Annotated in this window: 17 protein-coding genes; 14 read left to right on the plus strand and 3 right to left on the minus strand. The window is 55.8% G+C overall.

From position 1 onward, the window contains the following. Positions 1–9 precede the first annotated feature (9 nt). The 3 genes from RCF31_RS18335 (at position 10) to RCF31_RS18345 (ending at position 3,051) form a co-directional block, all read left to right on the plus strand. The gene (locus tag RCF31_RS18335; RefSeq protein ID WP_416411888.1) at positions 10–1,062 is read left to right on the plus strand and encodes a ketopantoate reductase family protein; all 1,053 of its coding nucleotides are present in this window, start codon (positions 10–12) and stop codon (positions 1,060–1,062) included. Further along, a complete protein-coding gene (locus RCF31_RS18340) occupies positions 1,062–1,826 on the plus strand; it encodes an SDR family NAD(P)-dependent oxidoreductase (protein WP_416411889.1) in 765 nt (254 codons plus the stop codon). Before RCF31_RS18335 ends, RCF31_RS18340 begins: the two co-directional genes overlap by 1 nt. Before the next feature lie 88 nt (positions 1,827–1,914). Beyond that, positions 1,915–3,051, plus strand: a complete 1,137-nt coding sequence (locus RCF31_RS18345; protein ID WP_299456065.1) for a 3-phenylpropionate MFS transporter — start codon at positions 1,915–1,917, stop codon at positions 3,049–3,051. On the opposite strand, the gene csiE is transcribed toward RCF31_RS18345, so the two are convergent. After that, positions 3,048–4,316 (minus strand): stationary phase inducible protein CsiE, encoded by a 1,269-nt coding sequence (gene csiE, locus RCF31_RS18350; RefSeq protein WP_416411890.1) that lies wholly within the window; start codon positions 4,314–4,316, stop codon positions 3,048–3,050. The genes RCF31_RS18345 and csiE overlap by 4 nt on opposite strands. 157 nt (positions 4,317–4,473) lie before the next feature. Between csiE and RCF31_RS18355 the strand changes: the two genes are divergently transcribed. Together RCF31_RS18355 and RCF31_RS18360 are read left to right on the plus strand one after the other, a co-directional pair. Beyond that, entirely contained in the window at positions 4,474–5,100 is a 627-nt protein-coding gene (locus RCF31_RS18355) for a DUF1007 family protein (RefSeq protein WP_299456069.1), read from the plus strand. Continuing rightward, entirely contained in the window at positions 5,091–6,071 is a 981-nt protein-coding gene (locus RCF31_RS18360; RefSeq protein ID WP_416411891.1) for a nickel/cobalt transporter, read from the plus strand. Before RCF31_RS18355 ends, RCF31_RS18360 begins: the two co-directional genes overlap by 10 nt. Before the next feature lie 35 nt (positions 6,072–6,106). On the opposite strand, the gene suhB is transcribed toward RCF31_RS18360, so the two are convergent. Then, a complete protein-coding gene (gene suhB, locus RCF31_RS18365; protein WP_084876317.1) occupies positions 6,107–6,910 on the minus strand; it encodes an inositol-1-monophosphatase in 804 nt (267 codons plus the stop codon). A 119-nt stretch (positions 6,911–7,029) separates the two neighbouring features. Between suhB and trmJ the strand changes: the two genes are divergently transcribed. The 5 genes from trmJ to sseB all read left to right on the plus strand — a co-directional run bounded on the left by trmJ (position 7,030) and on the right by sseB (position 11,842). Then, positions 7,030–7,773: a tRNA (cytosine(32)/uridine(32)-2'-O)-methyltransferase TrmJ gene (trmJ, locus tag RCF31_RS18370; RefSeq protein WP_084876316.1), complete on the plus strand. Its 744-nt coding sequence runs from the start codon at positions 7,030–7,032 to the stop codon at positions 7,771–7,773. Positions 7,774–7,906: 133 nt separating this feature from the next. Next, positions 7,907–8,404, plus strand: a complete 498-nt coding sequence (gene iscR, locus RCF31_RS18375) for a Fe-S cluster assembly transcriptional regulator IscR (RefSeq protein ID WP_084876315.1) — start codon at positions 7,907–7,909, stop codon at positions 8,402–8,404. Between the two features lie 89 nt (positions 8,405–8,493). Further along, entirely contained in the window at positions 8,494–9,666 is a 1,173-nt protein-coding gene (locus tag RCF31_RS18380) for an IscS subfamily cysteine desulfurase (protein WP_416411892.1), read from the plus strand. 69 nt (positions 9,667–9,735) lie between these two features. Beyond that, the gene (gene pepB, locus RCF31_RS18385) at positions 9,736–11,022 is read left to right on the plus strand and encodes an aminopeptidase PepB (protein ID WP_313683586.1); all 1,287 of its coding nucleotides are present in this window, start codon (positions 9,736–9,738) and stop codon (positions 11,020–11,022) included. A 52-nt stretch (positions 11,023–11,074) separates the two neighbouring features. Then, positions 11,075–11,842 (plus strand): enhanced serine sensitivity protein SseB, encoded by a 768-nt coding sequence (sseB, locus tag RCF31_RS18390; RefSeq protein WP_084876312.1) that lies wholly within the window; start codon positions 11,075–11,077, stop codon positions 11,840–11,842. A gap of 92 nt (positions 11,843–11,934) precedes the next feature. On the opposite strand, the gene sseA is transcribed toward sseB, so the two are convergent. Continuing rightward, positions 11,935–12,777, minus strand: a complete 843-nt coding sequence (sseA, locus tag RCF31_RS18395) for a 3-mercaptopyruvate sulfurtransferase (RefSeq protein ID WP_416411893.1) — start codon at positions 12,775–12,777, stop codon at positions 11,935–11,937. Positions 12,778–13,044: 267 nt separating this feature from the next. Between sseA and ndk the strand changes: the two genes are divergently transcribed. The 4 genes from ndk to rodZ all read left to right on the plus strand — a co-directional run bounded on the left by ndk (position 13,045) and on the right by rodZ (position 16,658). Continuing rightward, the gene (gene ndk, locus RCF31_RS18400) at positions 13,045–13,476 is read left to right on the plus strand and encodes a nucleoside-diphosphate kinase (RefSeq protein WP_007884899.1); all 432 of its coding nucleotides are present in this window, start codon (positions 13,045–13,047) and stop codon (positions 13,474–13,476) included. Between the two features lie 169 nt (positions 13,477–13,645). Then, positions 13,646–14,815, plus strand: coding sequence for a bifunctional tRNA (adenosine(37)-C2)-methyltransferase TrmG/ribosomal RNA large subunit methyltransferase RlmN (locus tag RCF31_RS18405; RefSeq protein WP_084876310.1), 1,170 nt, complete (start codon positions 13,646–13,648; stop codon positions 14,813–14,815). A gap of 78 nt (positions 14,816–14,893) precedes the next feature. After that, positions 14,894–15,628: a type IV pilus biogenesis/stability protein PilW gene (pilW, locus tag RCF31_RS18410; protein ID WP_416411895.1), complete on the plus strand. Its 735-nt coding sequence runs from the start codon at positions 14,894–14,896 to the stop codon at positions 15,626–15,628. After that, the gene (rodZ, locus tag RCF31_RS18415; RefSeq protein ID WP_416411896.1) at positions 15,618–16,658 is read left to right on the plus strand and encodes a cytoskeleton protein RodZ; all 1,041 of its coding nucleotides are present in this window, start codon (positions 15,618–15,620) and stop codon (positions 16,656–16,658) included. The genes pilW and rodZ overlap by 11 nt, the downstream gene beginning before the upstream one ends. The last annotated feature ends 8 nt before the right edge of the window (positions 16,659–16,666 follow it).

Here is a 16,666-nt window from a genome sequence, read left to right on the forward strand (position 1 = left end):
GAAAAACCGATGTCAGTTGTCACTCAGCCGCAAACGCCTGCTCCGCTGGTTATTTGGGGCGCGGGAGCGATTGGCGGCGCAATAGGCGCTTCATTTATCGACGCCGGACAGCCGGTGATTTTTGTCGATAACGTCGCGGAACATGTGACGGCAATCAACCAGCACGGCTTGCGCATCACCGGCCCCCTCGGCGACAAAGTGGTGCAGGCGCAGGCTTTTCTCCCTGAACAACTTGAAGGCAGTTTCCGCTGCGTGCTGCTGGCGGTGAAATCACATCACACTGCGGCGGCCATCCGCCAGATTGTGCCGCATTTAGCACCCGACGGCTTCGTGGTCTCGATGCAAAATGGCCTCAACGAACGGGTTATTGCCGACGAGATTGGCATCGAACGCACCGTGGGAGCTTTCCTTAACTTTGGTGCAGACTTCCTTGAACCCGGTGTGATTCATCACGGTGGACGCGGGGCGGTGGTGATAGGGGAGTTAGACGGCGTCACGCGACCGCGTACCGCAACGCTCTACTCGCTGTTGCTGCAGTTTGATGCTGCGGCGATCCTGACCCCGAATATCTGGGGATTCCTGTGGGCGAAAATGATTTACGGCGCGTTGCTGTTTGCCACTGCACTGTCCGACGACAGCATCGCCGATGTGCTGGCGATGCCGCGCTTTCGTCCGGTGCTGACGGCACTGGCGCGGGAAATTGGCAGCGTGGCGCACGCGCAGAATATCGTACTGGAAGGGTTTGATGGTTTTGACCCTTCGGCGTTTTTACCTGATGCCAGTCCTGAACACACTCGTCAATCCTTTGAGGATATGGTGGCGCACAACCGGCGCTCGGCCAAATCCCACTCCGGTATCTGGCGAGATTTGGCGGTGCGGAAACGTCAGACTGAAATTGACGCGCAGATTGCTCCGGCTATTGATATTGGCCGTGGATTTGATCTGCCGATGCCCCTCACTACGCAACTGGTGCACCTCATTCATCGGATTGAGCGCGGCGAGCTGCCGCAGAGTCTCGCGACGCTGGCGTTGCTGGAAATTAACGAAACGGGAACCGCCTGATGCAAAACCCTTTTGATTTTTCGCAACGCCAGGTATTAGTGACCGGTGCAGCGCACGGATTTGGTCGGGCCATTTGTCTGGCCTTTGCGGCGCGCGGCGCGCGGGTGATTGCCTGCGATATCCAGAAAGAGCAGGTCGAAGAGACGGCGGCGTTGTGTGGCAACGATGCGCTGGCTTTCGCGCTCGACCTGAGTTCGCCCGAGGCAATTAGCGCGCTGTTTAGCTCGCTCGCATCACAGCAGATTGATGTTGATACACTGGTTAACAATGCCGGTGGTGTCGTCGGTCAGGTGGGGCAGCCGCTGGAAACGGTGACCTTTGCCCAGTGGCAGGCGATTGTGGCAGTCAACCTGAATGCGGCCTTTTTGATGTCGCAGGCGGCGGTCAGCGGCATGAAAGCCCGCCGTTTTGGCCGCATCATTAATATTTCCAGCCGCGCCGGACTGGATGTCAGTCTGACCGGTATTCAGGCTTATGCCAGCGCCAAAGCCGGGCAAATTGGTCTGACGCGTCAACTGGCCCACGAATTGGGCGCGTGGAACATCACCGTTAACAACGTGGCGCCGGGCTTCATTCGCAGTAACCCGACGACGGAAAAGCAATGGGATGCGCTCGGCAGTGAAGGTCAGCAGCAGTTGATCGACAATATCGCCCTGCGGCGGCTGGGTGTGGCAGACGATATTGCTCACGCGGTGCTTTATTTCGCCTCGGATTGGGCGAACTGGGTGACAGGTCAAATCCTCAGCGTTGATGGCGGCAGATAATCCGCCTTTCTATTCCTTTTTCTGCCTGGCTCTGACAAAGTACCGCACAAAATTATTAGATCGGTATCGATTACCCTGCGGAGCCAATATGACCCTCGGATCGGCAAAGTGGCTGGGTCTCAGCTACTTCACCTATTTTTTCTGTTACGGCATCTATCTGCCATTCTGGAGCGTGTGGCTCAAAGGCATCGGACTGGATGCTGAGAAAATCGGTCTGATGATCGGTTGCGGCATGGTGGCGCGTTTTGTCGGCAGTCTGCTCATTGCTTCGCAGGTGAAAACACCTTCCCATTTGATTCGTGCGCTGCGCCTGCTGGCGCTGATGACCTGCCTGTTTGCGCTGGGCTTCTGGCTCGGCGGCCAGTGGTTGTGGCTGCTGCTGGTGATGATCGGTTTTAACCTGTTCTTTTCTCCGCTGGTGCCGTTAAGCGATGCGCTGGCCGCCACCTGGACGCAACAAATTGGCCTGGCCTATGGTCCGGTACGCTTATGGGGTTCACTGGCGTTTGTCATCAGCTCCGCGCTGACAGGGATGCTGGTCAGCGCCTTCTCATCGCAGGCGATTCTGCTGCTGTTATCTGTCGGCGTGCTGTCGATGCTGGCTGGTATGATGCTGCCGCCGCACACCCGTCCACAGGGGGATGCCCGCCACGGTGCAAGCGGTGGCTGGTCTGCCTGGCGTGATTTACTGCGGGAAAATGCCGTCTGGCGTTTTATGTTATGTGTCACCCTGATGCAGGGAGCGCACGCGGCTTATTATAGCTTCAGTGCCATCTGGTGGCAGGAGGCAGGCTATTCCGCCGCCATCGTAGGCTATCTCTGGTCACTGGGGGTGGTGGCAGAAATTGTGGTCTTCGCGCTCAGCAATCGCCTGTTCCGCCGCTGGACCGCGCGCGATCTGCTGCTGCTGTCCTGCGTTTGCGCGCTGGTGCGCTGGACGCTACTCGGCTCCAGCACCGCGCTGCCACTGTTGATCGTGGCGCAGATTCTGCATTGTGGCAGTTTTACTGTCTGCCATCTGGCGGCGATGCGCTTTATCGCCGCACGTAAAGGTGCCGAAGTCATCCGCCTGCAATCGCTTTACTCGGCGCTGGCGATGGGCGGCGGCATCGCGGTGATGACCATGATTTGTGGCGTGCTGTTTACTCACCTGCAGGGACATCTGTTCTGGGTGATGGCGCTGGTGGCACTGCCGGCGCTGTTTTTGCGTCCACGCGCGGCTTAAGACTCCAGCAACTGACGGATGCGGCGCTGCTGGTACTCGCTCAGCGGCAGCTCCGCATGAATTAAGGTTGGTGAAAACAGCGGCAACGAGGTCGCATACGGAGAGATCACCAGCGCGATATCACGCGGTGCGCCGTGCTGCTGAAACTGCTGCATGTCCTGATAAGTAATGTTGATTGGCAGCAGCGTCAGTTCGCGAATGTGCTGCTCCAGCAATTGTTCCAGGCTGGCATCTTCGCCAGTCAGCATCAGGACCTGCTTCTCCTGTAATGCGTTCTCCTGCATCAGCCATGCACCGAACAACACTGCCACCAGGCTCACCTCTTCGGCGCTGAAACGGGTAGCAAATTGCTGCGCGAAGTCATCCAGCGCCTGTTCAGTGGTACGCAGCAGGCGTGGATAGAGCCGGGCAACATCCAGCGCCACGCTGTTATCAATACCGATGGCAAAATGGCTGCGGTCCAGCGCCTGCGCCAGATGGGTAAAAAGCTGTTGTTTTAACTCTTCCGGATAATTGATACGTGTCTGTGCCAGCTGTTCAAAACGGCTGATCAGCGCTTCAATTGCCTGCATCAGGATTTGCGCCTGCGGGTGCTGCAACTGGTTGCCGTCCGGTGCGTGGATCAGGCTAAACAGCAGTGTCCAGAAATCGGCCTCGCTGGCATCCGGCACCAGATGGCAACGTTTTTGCCAGTGATGAATCACATCGTCCGCAGCTTCCCGCTCCGCCTTCTCCGCCAGCCAGGCGCGCTGCGCAGGGTTAAACAACGCGTTCTGGCGCTGGCACAGGGCATACTTCATAAAGATTTGCAGAAACAGCCGATCGCGCTGACTGAAGTTGCGATTAAGCCGCAGGCTGCAATGCTGAATCAGCGCCTGCAAATTGGTCTCATCCCACAACGCTTTTTCAATCTTCAGCACTTTCAGACGTTGGCGCAGCACCGGGGCAAAGTGTTCACAAACAAAATCCTGCGACAGGCGCAATGCGCGTCGCAGCCAATGAAGCAGGCATAAGCGCCTGTCCAGTTCCGTTCCATGTACGCGAAAGCTGCCATCAACCATCTGGTGTAGCTCCAGTTGATGATAACGCTGTATCTCGTCACTGACATCCGCGATATCCTGTCGGGCGACAACAGGGTCCACGCCATTTAACTGGCAGAGCTTTTCAAGCGTCAGCGCGGGAGCGGGCAGAAATAGCAGCAGTAGCAGATGGCAACGACGTTGGGAACGGCTGAAGAGTGGTGCAGAAGAGGACGCAGAACTCATCAATGGTCATTCCAGCAGGTCATTTTTGAGCTAAGAATAGTCAACTCCACACGGTAACCCTGCACTTTGTCGTGACTTTTACTCAGAGCTTCAAAGCGGGTCACAGTTTTTCTGGACCACTGGAATCTGCACCTTTTAATTGTTACTTTATAACATTATGAAAATCGCGCTTTTTACCCTGATGCTGCTGTTTAGTGGCGTAGCCTGGTCACATCCACATAGCTTTATTGATATGAAAACTGAGTTGGTCACCGAAAATGATCATCTGACCGGATTAAAAATGGTCTGGACGATGGACGAAATCACCTCCGCTGATCTGCTATATGATGCTGGTAAAGCCGAGCCGGGTAGCGTGGTGTGGAAAAAACTTGCGGCGCAGGTGATGGCTAATGTGCTGGGGCAGCACTATTTCACCGAAGTGTGGCAGGGGAAAAACCGGGTGAAATTCCTCAATCTACCGAAGGAATACCAGCTGTCGCGCAACGGTAACAAAGCGGTGCTGGAATTCATTTTGCCACTGGGGGAGCCGCAATCCCTGAGCGCGAGCCAGTATCGTATCCTCACCTTTGACCCAAGCTATTTCGTTGATATGTACTACGACAATGCGCAGGCGCTGACCATGCCGGATGCGCTGAAATCGCGCTGCCAGCTGGATCTGCATACGCCAAAACCTGACGACTCGCTGAAACAGTATGCGCTGTCGCTTGATAAAGCCGATGCTCCACCCGAGGATATGGATCTCGGGCAGCAGTTCGCGCAGACGGTGACGCTGACATGTCATTAATTTCACTGCCTTCCCGTTCACGTCATTTATGGCCATTGTGGCTGCTGGCGCTGGTTTTGCTGCTGGCAGGGGGATTGCTGTGGCAATTCTGGCCGCAGATTTTGCTGCAAAGTGTCATCTGGCAAAAAGTGCTGAACCGCGAAATGACGCAACTGCTACAGCAGGTGGCTGAACAGCCACATCAGGCCGGTTTTACCCTGATGTTATTCAGCCTCGCCTATGGCGTGTTGCACGCACTGGGTCCGGGACACGGTAAAGTGGTGATCAGCACCTTTCTGGCGACTCATCCGGCACGCTTAAAAACCAGCATGAAGCTGACGTTACTGGCGGCGCTGTTGCAGGGGGGCGTGGCAATCGGGCTGGTGACGGTGATGCTGGTAGTGCTACAGACATCCTCGCGTGAACTGCATCTCGGCAGCTACTGGCTGGAGAAGGGCAGTTATCTGCTGGTGATGGCGCTGGGCGTGTGGGTTGGCTGGCGTGCGCTACGCTCGCTGTGGGCAGCGTTAAAGCCTGCGCCCCGTATGCAGATTCATGCCATCCGGCCACATCATCAGCATGATGAACATTGTGGGTGCGGCCATGCGCATCTGCCTTCTCCCGCGCAGATGGAGCAGGCGGTGAGCGGCAAAACACAGGCATTGGTGGTGTTCTCGATGGGATTACGTCCCTGTTCCGGTGCCATCATGATGCTGTTATTTGCCAAAGTGATTAACGTTTATGCCTGGGGTGTGGCATCGGCTGTTGCGATGGCGATGGGCACCGCAGTCACCGTCTCGGCGATGGGCTTGCTGGTGCAGCGTTCGCGTAAACTGGCAGAGAAGCTGGGTAGCGCCAGCCCGGCAGCACGACAGGCGAAAGTACTGATGCCCATGCTGGCGTTGTTTGGCAGTGTAATTTTGCTGATGGCGGGCGTGGTGCTGTGGCAAAGCGCACAGCCAATGATGAGCAGTGGCCTGCGGCCGTTTTAATGTCGCGGCGCGATACATTGCGCCGCAACCAGAGATTAACGCTTCAGCGCTTCGCTCAGTTCTTCACGCATGTTGGAAAGCAGCGCTTTCACGACGCGCGGGTTACCGGCCACGATATTACCGGACATCAGGTAGCCATGGCCGCCAGTGAAGTCAGTCACCAGACCGCCCGCTTCACGTACCAGCAGTTCACCGGCAGCGAAATCCCACGGCTTCAGGCCAATTTCGAAGTAGCCATCAACACGGCCTGCGGCTACGTAAGCCAGGTCCAGTGCGGCAGAACCGGTACGACGGAAGTCAGCGCACTGGGTGAACAGTTTACCCACCAGATTGATGTAGGTTTGGGCATGCTGCTTCAGTTTGAACGGGAAACCCGTCGCCAGAATGGTGCCATCCAGATCGCGAGCGGTGCTGCCACGCAGGCGGTAACCGTTCAGCTGCGCGCCCTGACCACGTACGGCGGTGAACAGTTCGTTGCGCATTGGATCGTAAACCACAGCGACTTCGGTGCGGCCTTTGATGCGCACAGCGATAGAAACTGAGAAGTGGGGGAGGCGTTTGATAAAGTTAGTGGTGCCATCCAGCGGATCGATTACCCATTGAATGTCCTGATCGTCGCCCGCCAGTTCACCGCTTTCTTCGGTGATGATGGTGTGTTGCGGGTATGACTTGCGAATCACTTCGACAATCAGACGTTCTGCGTCGCGGTCAACATTGGTGACGAAATCGTTGCTGCCTTTCTGGCTGGCTTCGACAGCGTCCGGGGTTTCATAATTTTTTGCAATTAAATTTCCGGCCTTGCGCGCAGCGCGCACGGCGATGTTGAGCATCGGATGCATCGGTATCTCTCGCTGGATGTTAAAGAACAGGGAAAACGGCGCGGAGTATAGCAGCGCATTCGGTAAATGTCCTGCTTTTATGTTAGGATCGCGCCATCATTTTCTTACCTGCTTCTATTATGCTGCAAAATATCCGAATTGTACTGGTTGAAACCTCCCACACCGGCAACATGGGCTCGGTGGCCCGCGCTATGAAAACCATGGGCCTGAGTAACCTTTACCTGGTCAACCCGCTGGTGAAGCCTGATTCTCAGGCGATCTCACTGGCTGCGGGTGCCAGCGACGTGATTGGTAATGCGCAAATTGTCGATACACTGGATGAGGCCATCGCAGGTTGTAGTCTGGTGGTTGGTACCAGCGCACGTTCACGTTCGCTGCCGTGGCCGATGCTGGATTCACGTGAATGCGGCATCAAAAGCGTCGAAGAGGGCCAGCAGGCACCGGTTGCGCTGGTGTTTGGTCGCGAGCGCGTTGGCCTGACCAACGAAGAACTGCAAAAGTGCCATTATCATGTGGCGATTCAGGCTAACCCGGAATACAGCTCGCTGAACCTGGCGATGGCGGTGCAGATCATCGCGTATGAAGTGCGCATGGCCTGGCTGGAAGAGCAGGAGAAGGCCACACCGAAGCCGCAGTTTGAAGAATCCCCTTATCCGCTGGTGGATGATCTGGAACGCTTCTACCAGCACATGGAACAGATGATGCTAAACAGCGGCTTTATCCGTGAAGGCAATCCCGGCCAGGTGATGAGCAAGCTGCGTCGTCTTTATACCCGTGCGCGCCCGGAGCGTGATGAACTGAATATTCTGCGCGGTATGCTGGCGTCGTTCGAAAAACGTAAAGGTAGTGAGGGTAATAGTTGAGTAAATTGCTCAGTTAAATAGTTGAGCAAATTACTCGGTTAAATAGTTGACCAATTTACTCAGGAATGTCAGACTAGCGGCCATTCATCAGATACCCGCCGATAACCGACGGACGCTTACGAGGTTGTATGCTATGAGACTGACATCCAAAGGACGTTATGCCGTTACCGCTATGCTGGACGTTGCCCTGCACTCGCACGAGGGGCCGGTGCCGCTGGCTGATATTTCTGAGCGTCAGGGCATTTCGTTGTCCTATCTGGAGCAGTTATTCTCGCGTCTGCGTAAGCATGGTCTGGTTGCCAGCGTGCGTGGTCCGGGCGGCGGTTATCTGTTAGGTAAAGATGCTGGCGCGATTGCCGTTGGCGCGGTAATCACCGCGGTTGACGAATCCGTTGATGCCACCAAATGCCAGGGTAAAGAAGGTTGCCAGGGTGGTGAACGTTGCCTGACTCACGTGCTGTGGCGTGACCTGAGTGAACGCATCAGCGAATTCCTTAACAACATCACGCTGGCGGAACTGGTTAACAATCAGGAAATTCTTGATGTGGCCGATCGTCAGAATGCTATCGACAATCGTCGCTTCCAGAATCACCGCGTGCAGGAAACCATCAACGTTAATCTGCGTGCCTGATCCTGCCTCCTTCGGCCTTTCCTGCTAACGCAGGGAGGGCCGAATCATGCTATAAAGTCGTATGATTTTTTATACGGAGCTTTAGCGCAATGAAATTACCGATCTACCTGGATTACGCGGCCACCACGCCAGCGGATCCGCGTGTTGCCACCAGAATGATGCAGTTCCTCACCCTGGATGGCACCTTCGGTAACCCCGCTTCCCGTTCTCACCGTTTTGGCTGGCAGGCTGAAGAAGCTGTCGATGTCGCTCGCAACCAGGTTGCCGAGCTGGTCAATGCCGATCCACGTGAAATCGTTTTTACCTCCGGTGCCACCGAAGCTGACAACCTTGCGATCAAAGGCGCCGCTTTGTCGCATCAGGCGCGCGGCAAACATATCGTCACCAGTCAGACCGAACATAAAGCGGTGCTCGACAGCTGCCATCAGCTGGAGCGCGAAGGCTTTGAGGTCACCTATCTGCAACCCGGTCACGATGGCATCGTCACGCCAGAAATGCTGGCTGCGGCGTTGCGTGCTGACACCGTTCTGGTCTCGCTGATGCACGTCAACAACGAAACCGGTGTGATTCAGGATATCGCTGCGCTCGGTGCCTTGTGCCGTGAGCACGACATTCTGTTTCACGTTGATGCGACGCAAAGCGTTGGCAAACTGCCGATTGATGTCAGCACGCTGCCGGTGGATTTGATGTCTTTCTCCGCGCACAAAATTTACGGTCCGAAAGGCATCGGCGCGCTCTGGGTTCGCCGTAAACCGCGTCTGCTGATTGATGCGCAGATGCATGGCGGTGGTCACGAGCGCGGCATGCGATCTGGTACCTTGCCGGTACATCAGATTGTTGGCATGGGCGAGGCCTATCGTATCGCGCGGGAAGAGATGGGCACGGAAGTTGCACGCCTTGCGGCGTTACGCCAGCGTTTGTGGCAGGGCATCAGCGCACTCAGCGATGTGACGCTGAATGGTTCCCTGGAGCAGGGCGCACCCAATATCCTCAATATCAGTTTTGCCCACGTTGAAGGTGAATCGCTGATTATGGCGCTGAAAGATCTGGCGCTGTCGTCCGGTTCTGCCTGTACCTCGGCCAGCCTCGAACCCTCTTATGTGCTGCGCGCCATGGGCGTTGAGCAGGAGCTGGCACACAGCTCGCTGCGTTTTTCGCTCGGACGCTTTACCACCGAAGAGGAAATTGATTACGCCATTGAGCTGGTCAACAAAGCGGTAACCCGCCTGCGGGCGTTAATGCCTGCGGCCAATACCCGCTAACTTTCTGTTAAACAGCATCATTCCGCTGGTCTGGCGGAAGGTGATAACTCATGCATACGGAGCCACGCGATGACAACACAACCAATGACAATTACGCTCAGCTCCCAGGCCGCCGATGCGCGCTGGGGTGAGAAAGCGTTGCTGAGCAGCAATGACAGTGGCATGACCCTTCACCTCACCGGCACCGATGTGCTGCTGAGCATTCAGCGCGCGGCGCGCAAACTCGATGGCCAGGGTATTCGCCATGTCGCCTTAAGCGGCGAAGGCTGGGATCTGGAAAAATGCTGGGCATTCTGGCAGGGCTACCGTGGTCCGAAAGGCACGCGTCAGGTGGAATGGCCCGCGCTGAGCGAGCATGAGCAGAGCGAATTTGATCGCCGCCTGAAGATTGTTGACTGGGTGCGCGACATCATCAACTTACCGGCAGAAGACCTCAGCCCGGAACAGCTGGCACATGGCGCGATTGACCTGATCTCTGATGTGGGTGGCAATGCCGTAAGCTACCGCATTACCAAAGGTGAAGATCTGCGCGAGCAGGGCTACCTGGGTATCCATACCGTGGGCCGTGGTTCAACTCGCCCGCCGGTGCTGCTGGCACTGGATTACAATCCTGGTGGTGATGAAAATACCCCGGTATATGCCTGCCTGGTGGGTAAAGGCATCACCTTTGATACCGGTGGTTATAGCCTGAAGCAGAGCAGCTTTATGGACTCGATGAAGTCCGACATGGGCGGTGCCGCCACCGTCACAGGTGCACTGGCGCTGGCCATTTCCCGCGGGCTGAACAAACGCGTGAAGTTGTATCTGTGCTGTGCCGACAACATGGTCAGCGGCAATGCCTTCCGTCTGGGCGACATCATTCGTTACCGCAATGGCAAAACCGTTGAAGTGATGAACACCGATGCGGAAGGACGTCTGGTACTGGCCGATGGCCTGATCGACGCCAGCGCACAAAATCCTGAGTTGCTGATTGATGCGGCGACACTGACCGGAGCGGCGAAAACCGCGCTCGGCAATGATTACCATGCGCTGTTCACTTTTGATGACGTGCTGGCTCAGTCGCTGCTGGGCAGTGCCGCCGGTGAAAACGAAGCGTTCTGGCGTCTGCCGCTGGCGGAATTCCACCGCAGCCATCTGCCGTCAAACTTTGCCGATCTGAATAACATCGCCAGCCCGGCACACTCTGCGGGTGCCAGCAGTGCAGCGGCGTTCCTGTCGCATTTTGTCAGCAAATATCAGCAGGGCTGGCTGCATATCGACTGCTCAGCAACCTATCGCAAGAGCGCGGTGGAACAGTGGTCAGCTGGCGCAACCGGCCTCGGTGTGCGTACCATCGCGAATCTGTTGCTGAAATAATCCTGATGACGGCAGGCGTAAACCTGCCGTCTTTTTTTGGAAAAACCAAACCATGAGTAACCGTCTTGAAGAGGTGCTGAAGCTGGCGGCCACTGAGCCTGCGCACCGTCCGGAATTTTTTCAGCTGTTGCTGGAGGCTGATGTCTGGGTGCCGGGTGAAAGCAGCGCGCAGCAGTTCGATGCCACCACACCGATTGATTTGCAGCACTGGGAAAAGGAAGAGGGCGGTAGCGTCATTCCGTTTTTCACGTCTGAACAGGCGATGAGTGAAGCGATCAAGGATGAACAGGCTTACCTGCGCTTGCCCGCGCGGACGTTGTTCGAAATGACGCTGGGCGAAACCCTGTTTCTCAACCCGAAGCTGCCGGTAGGGAAAGAGTTTTCAGCCGGTGAGATTGCCCATCTGCTGGGCGAAGAGGGTAGTGCACTTAGCCAGCAAACGGTGCTGGAAGGCGGCCATGCTTTGCTGCTGTCTGAAGTCGCTGAACCACCCGCTCAGATGATCGACTCGCTGACGCAGTTGTTCGCTAAATATAAACAGGTACGCCGCGCGTATATTGCCAGCATTCGTGAACAGGCGGGCGATGCACCGAACCTGCTGATTGGCATTGAAGCGGATAGCGATATTGAACAGATTATTCAGGCGGCAGGCAGCGTGGCGACTGATACGCTGACGGATGATGCACCGATTGATCTCTGTGAAGTGGTGAGCGGCGAGCATGGCGTGAGCCATTTCTTTACCGCCCATATCACGCCTTTTTATGAACGTCGCTGGGGCAGTTTCCTGCGCGATTTCAAAGGCAGCCAGCGAATTATCTAAAACTGCACTGAATCGTAGCGGCGCGATTTATCGCGCGTTGTTATTCCGGCGCTGTTGCCAAAGGCGCACGATAAATCGCGCCGCTACGGTTATTACTTCTCGATAGGGAGGTCGTCGCGGCTGCCCCATTCGCCCCAGGAGCCGTCATACAAGGCGACATTCCGCACGCCGAGCGACGTCAGCGCCAGAATCACCACCACCGCCGTCACCCCCGAACCGCAGCTGGCAATCACCGGTTGATCCAGTTTCACGCCCGCTTTATCAAACTCGCTGCGCAGTTCAGCCGCAGGCTTGAGTGCGCCGTTAACCACCAGATTATTCCACGGCACGTTGAGGCTATTGGGGATATGCCCACGAAGCAGTCCGGGGCGGGGTTCATCCACTTCAGCGTTAAAGCGATTGGCCGCACGGGCATCGACAATCTGCGCTCCCCCTTCATGGCTTACCAGCAGTACATCGGTCAGACGTTTCACCTGGCTGGCGTCGTACTTCGCTTCAAATTCCCCTTCCGCCAGCGAAACCGGACCATTGGCAATGGTAAAGCCCGCCGCTTTCCAGCCCGCCAGGCCTCCCGCCAGAATCGACACATTAAGGCAACCAAAAGCACGCAGCATCCACCATGCCCGGGGCGCGGAGAACAGGTTACCCTCGTCGTAGACCACCAGGTGCTTATCCTGGCTGACACCCAGCTCGCGCATCGCGACGGCAAAGGATTCGGCACGCGGCATCATATGCGGGTAGGGGCTGGTGTGATCGGAAAGGGCTTCAATATTAAAGAAGGGGGCATCAGGCAGATGGCCTGCCAGATACTCGGCCTGGATATCACGCACGGCTTCCTGGCCAGGTGGCAGCATACGGGCATCCAGCAGCTGCAGGGTTTCCTCGGTGTAATGTTCATTTAACCAGTCAGCGGATACAAACAGGGGAGCTGTCATAGCAACCTCTTCTCATCAATCAGGAAAGCCTTCAGTGTCCGGTAATGTGCAGGCTATCTCAAGGGCTGATAAGGTGAAAGTTGAAGATGGTCATCAGGATATGGCACATTTTTAAACGGTCTGCCCCGACAGAAATCAATTATTTTCAATAATTCCTGCGATCGGCAATAGGCAACGCCCGGCGATGTCCCTATAATCGCCCCGTTTTCTTACCGGGCAGGTTCCCGGTTTCTTCAGAATGGCTATGCCGTAAAAACAGAGGTCAACATGGCAATCGAACGTACTTTCTCAATCGTTAAACCAAACGCCGTCGCTAAGAACGTGATTGGTGCTATCTACAACCGTTTTGAAAGCGCGGGCTTCAAAATCGTTGGCGCAAAAATGCTGCACCTGACCAAAGAGCAGGCTGAAGGCTTCTACGCTGAGCACAAAGGCCGTCCGTTCTTTGATGGTCTGGTTGAATTCATGACCTCTGGTCCGGTTGTGGTTTCTGTTCTGGAAGGCGAAAACGCCGTTCAGCGTCACCGTGATCTGATGGGTGCAACCAACCCGGACAACGCGCTGGCTGGTACTCTGCGTGCTGACTACGCTGACAGCTTCACCGAGAACGCGACCCACGGTTCTGATTCTGCAGAATCAGCTGCCCGTGAAATCGCTTACTTCTTCGCTGAAAACGAAGTCTGCCCGCGCACTCGCTAAGGCGACGAAAGGTTTACACCTTTTAACCTGGCGTAAACCGTTCCCCCTGGCATCATGCCGCAGATGTAGTACAATTATGCGCCCTTGTTGAGCTCACTCAGCAAGGGCGCAGTTTTTTTCCTATTCTTAACCAGAGCCATAACGTGTAACAACGAGGCCAGAGAACATTATGTCCGAACAGATTGTGACGCCGTCGTCCGCTTCCCCCGTGGTTGTTTCCCCTAAAAACGAAAAAATTAACCTGCTGGATCTTAACCGTCAGCAGATGCGCGAATTCTTTGTTTCGCTCGGTGAAAAGCCCTTCCGCGCCGATCAGGTGATGAAGTGGATGTATCATTACTGCTGCGATGATTTCGAGCAGATGACCGACATCAACAAAGTGCTGCGTGGCAAGTTGATGCAGCTCACTGAGATTCGCGCGCCGGAAGTGGCGGAAGAGAAACGTTCCAGTGATGGCACCATCAAATGGGCAATTCGCGTCGGCGACCAATTGGTCGAAACTGTGTATATCCCGGAAGATGACCGCGCCACACTGTGCGTCTCTTCGCAGGTAGGATGTGCGCTGGAATGCAAATTCTGTTCGACGGCACAGCAGGGCTTTAACCGTAACCTGCGCGTTTCGGAAATCATCGGCCAGGTGTGGCGCGCGGCGAAAATTATCGGTGCGGCCAAAGTGACGGGTCAGCGTCCGATCACCAACGTGGTGATGATGGGCATGGGTGAGCCGTTGCTTAATCTCAACAACGTGGTTCCGGCCATGGAAATCATGCTGGATGACTTCGGTTTTGGTCTGTCTAAGCGTCGCGTCACGCTGTCGACCTCCGGCGTGGTTCCGGCACTCGATAAACTGGGCGATATGATTGACGTTGCACTGGCTATCTCGCTGCATGCCCCAAACGACACGCTGCGTGACGATATCGTGCCGATTAACAAGAAATACAACATCGAAACTTTCCTCGGTGCGGTGAAACGTTACCTGGAGAAATCCAATGCCAACCAGGGACGTGTCACGATTGAGTACGTGATGCTGGATCATGTTAATGACAGCACGGATGATGCCCATCAACTGGCCGAGTTACTGAAAGATACGCCGTGCAAAATCAACCTGATTCCGTGGAACCCCTTCCCCGGTGCGCCTTATGGCCGTAGCTCCAACAGCCGTGTCGATCGCTTCTCTAAAGTATTGATGGAATACGGTTTCACCACCATCGTGCGTAAAACCCGTGGTGATGATATTGATGCCGCCTGTGGTCAGCTGGCTGGTGATGTGATCGACCGTACCAAGCGTACGATGCGTAAAAAGATGGCCGGTGAAGCCATCTCTGTGAAGGCGCTCTGAAAGTCAGCGCCTGGTGATGTTCACCGGGCGCAACTCGTGTCAGTCTCTCCCGCCTGAATGATTCAGGGAGAATGGACGATGAGTAAGGGATTACCGGCAGTATTGCTGGCAGGCTTTGTTGTAACCGGGTGTGTCAGTGAACCCGCGCGTCAGGGGGCTGCAGATATTCGCCTGCAGCTGGGATTGCACTACCTGGCGGTGAAAGATTTTTCGGCAGCGCAGCGCAATTTGCTGCGAGCACAACAGGCTGCGCCGCAAGATTATCGGGTACCGCTGGCGCTTGCGCGCGTGGCTCAGGCGCAGCAGAATATCGCGCAAACACGTTGGTACTACCAGCGTGCGCAACAACTGGCCCCGGCCAATGGTTATGTGGCTAACAATTACGGTGCGTTTCTCTGCGGTTTGAGGCAGTATGACGAATCGCATCAACAGTTTAAGCTGGCAGCTGATGCGCAGGACCTCGATGCCCGTCAGGATGCATTGTTGTTTTCGGGCTATTGTTACCTGCAGGCTGGCGATTATGCCGCTGCACGGAAGCAATTAACTCACGCACTGGATGCCGCACCGCAGCTGGGCAATCAACTGCTGACGGAAGCGGAAAGGCAATCTGAACAGCAAGCGTGGGACAAGGTTTCACTGCTCTTAGAGATTTACCACCATAAGCTGCCCGCCAGTGCCGACAGCTTAGGGTTACAGATACGTTTCGCCGCGCAACAGGGAAACGCTGCTGACGTTACACGTTATGGCGACCGGTTGGCGCGAAGTTTTCCACAATCGATACAGTACCAGCGTTATTTAGCTAATGAATACTGAAGCCACTCAAGAGAAATCTGCAGTACATTCCACAGGTGAACGCCTGCGTCTGGCCCGTGAGCAGATGGGGCTGACCCAGCAAAACGTCGCTGAACGCCTGTGCCTGAAACTTTCAACCGTACGCGACATTGAAGAGGACAAATCGCCTGCTGATTTAGCTTCGACTTTCCTGCGCGGTTATATTCGCTCCTATGCCCGTCTGGTTCATGTACCGGAAGATGACCTGTTGCCGATGATGGCAAAACAGGCACCGGTTCGTGCGGCCAAAATCGAGCCTATGCAGAGCTTCTCGTTGGGTAAACGACGCAAGAAACGTGATGGCTGGCTGATGATCTTCACCTGGCTGGTGATCTTCGTGGTGATCGGTCTGACCGGTGCCTGGTGGTGGCAGAATCATAAAGCCTCACAGGAAGATTTGGTGTCAATGGCTGACCAAAACGGCAGCAACAGCGGTGACAACAGTCAGTCAATTCCGCTGGGTGATAGCAGCAGCAACGACGCCCCCACTGATGCCGACACCAACGCCGCAGGCACGCCGATCGATAACGGTGCCGGTGCGGTAGCTACCCCGAATAACAACACCAGCGCGCCTGCCGCTAGCAGCAATGCGCCTGCTGCGGCCAGCAGTGCACCCGCTGCGCAGAGCAGCGACAATGCTGTGGTCGCGCCAAGCCAGGCGCCGGTTGATAGCACGCCACCTCCGGCGACGTCTCCTGCCCCGGCGAATAGCGTTGCGGGTCAGTTGCCGACCGGTAGCGCAGGCGTCAGCCAGACGTCAGCCGATCCTAATGCGCTGGTGATGAACTTCAATGCGGATTGCTGGCTGGAAGTCACCGACGCCAGCGGTAAAAAGCTGTTCAGCGGCCTGCAACGTAGCGGCGGTAAACTGAGTCTGTCTGGTCAGGCTCCGTATCGTCTGAAAATTGGTGCGCCAGCCGCTGTCCAGGTGCAATATCAGAATCAGCCCGTTGATTTAAGCCGTTTTATCCGTAATAACCAGGTTGCCCGTCTGACAGTCGGTGCGCAATAACGCGCATC

This window comes from Pantoea sp. App145, assembly GCF_047947045.1.
In the GTDB taxonomy this organism is placed as follows: domain Bacteria; phylum Pseudomonadota; class Gammaproteobacteria; order Enterobacterales; family Enterobacteriaceae; genus Pantoea.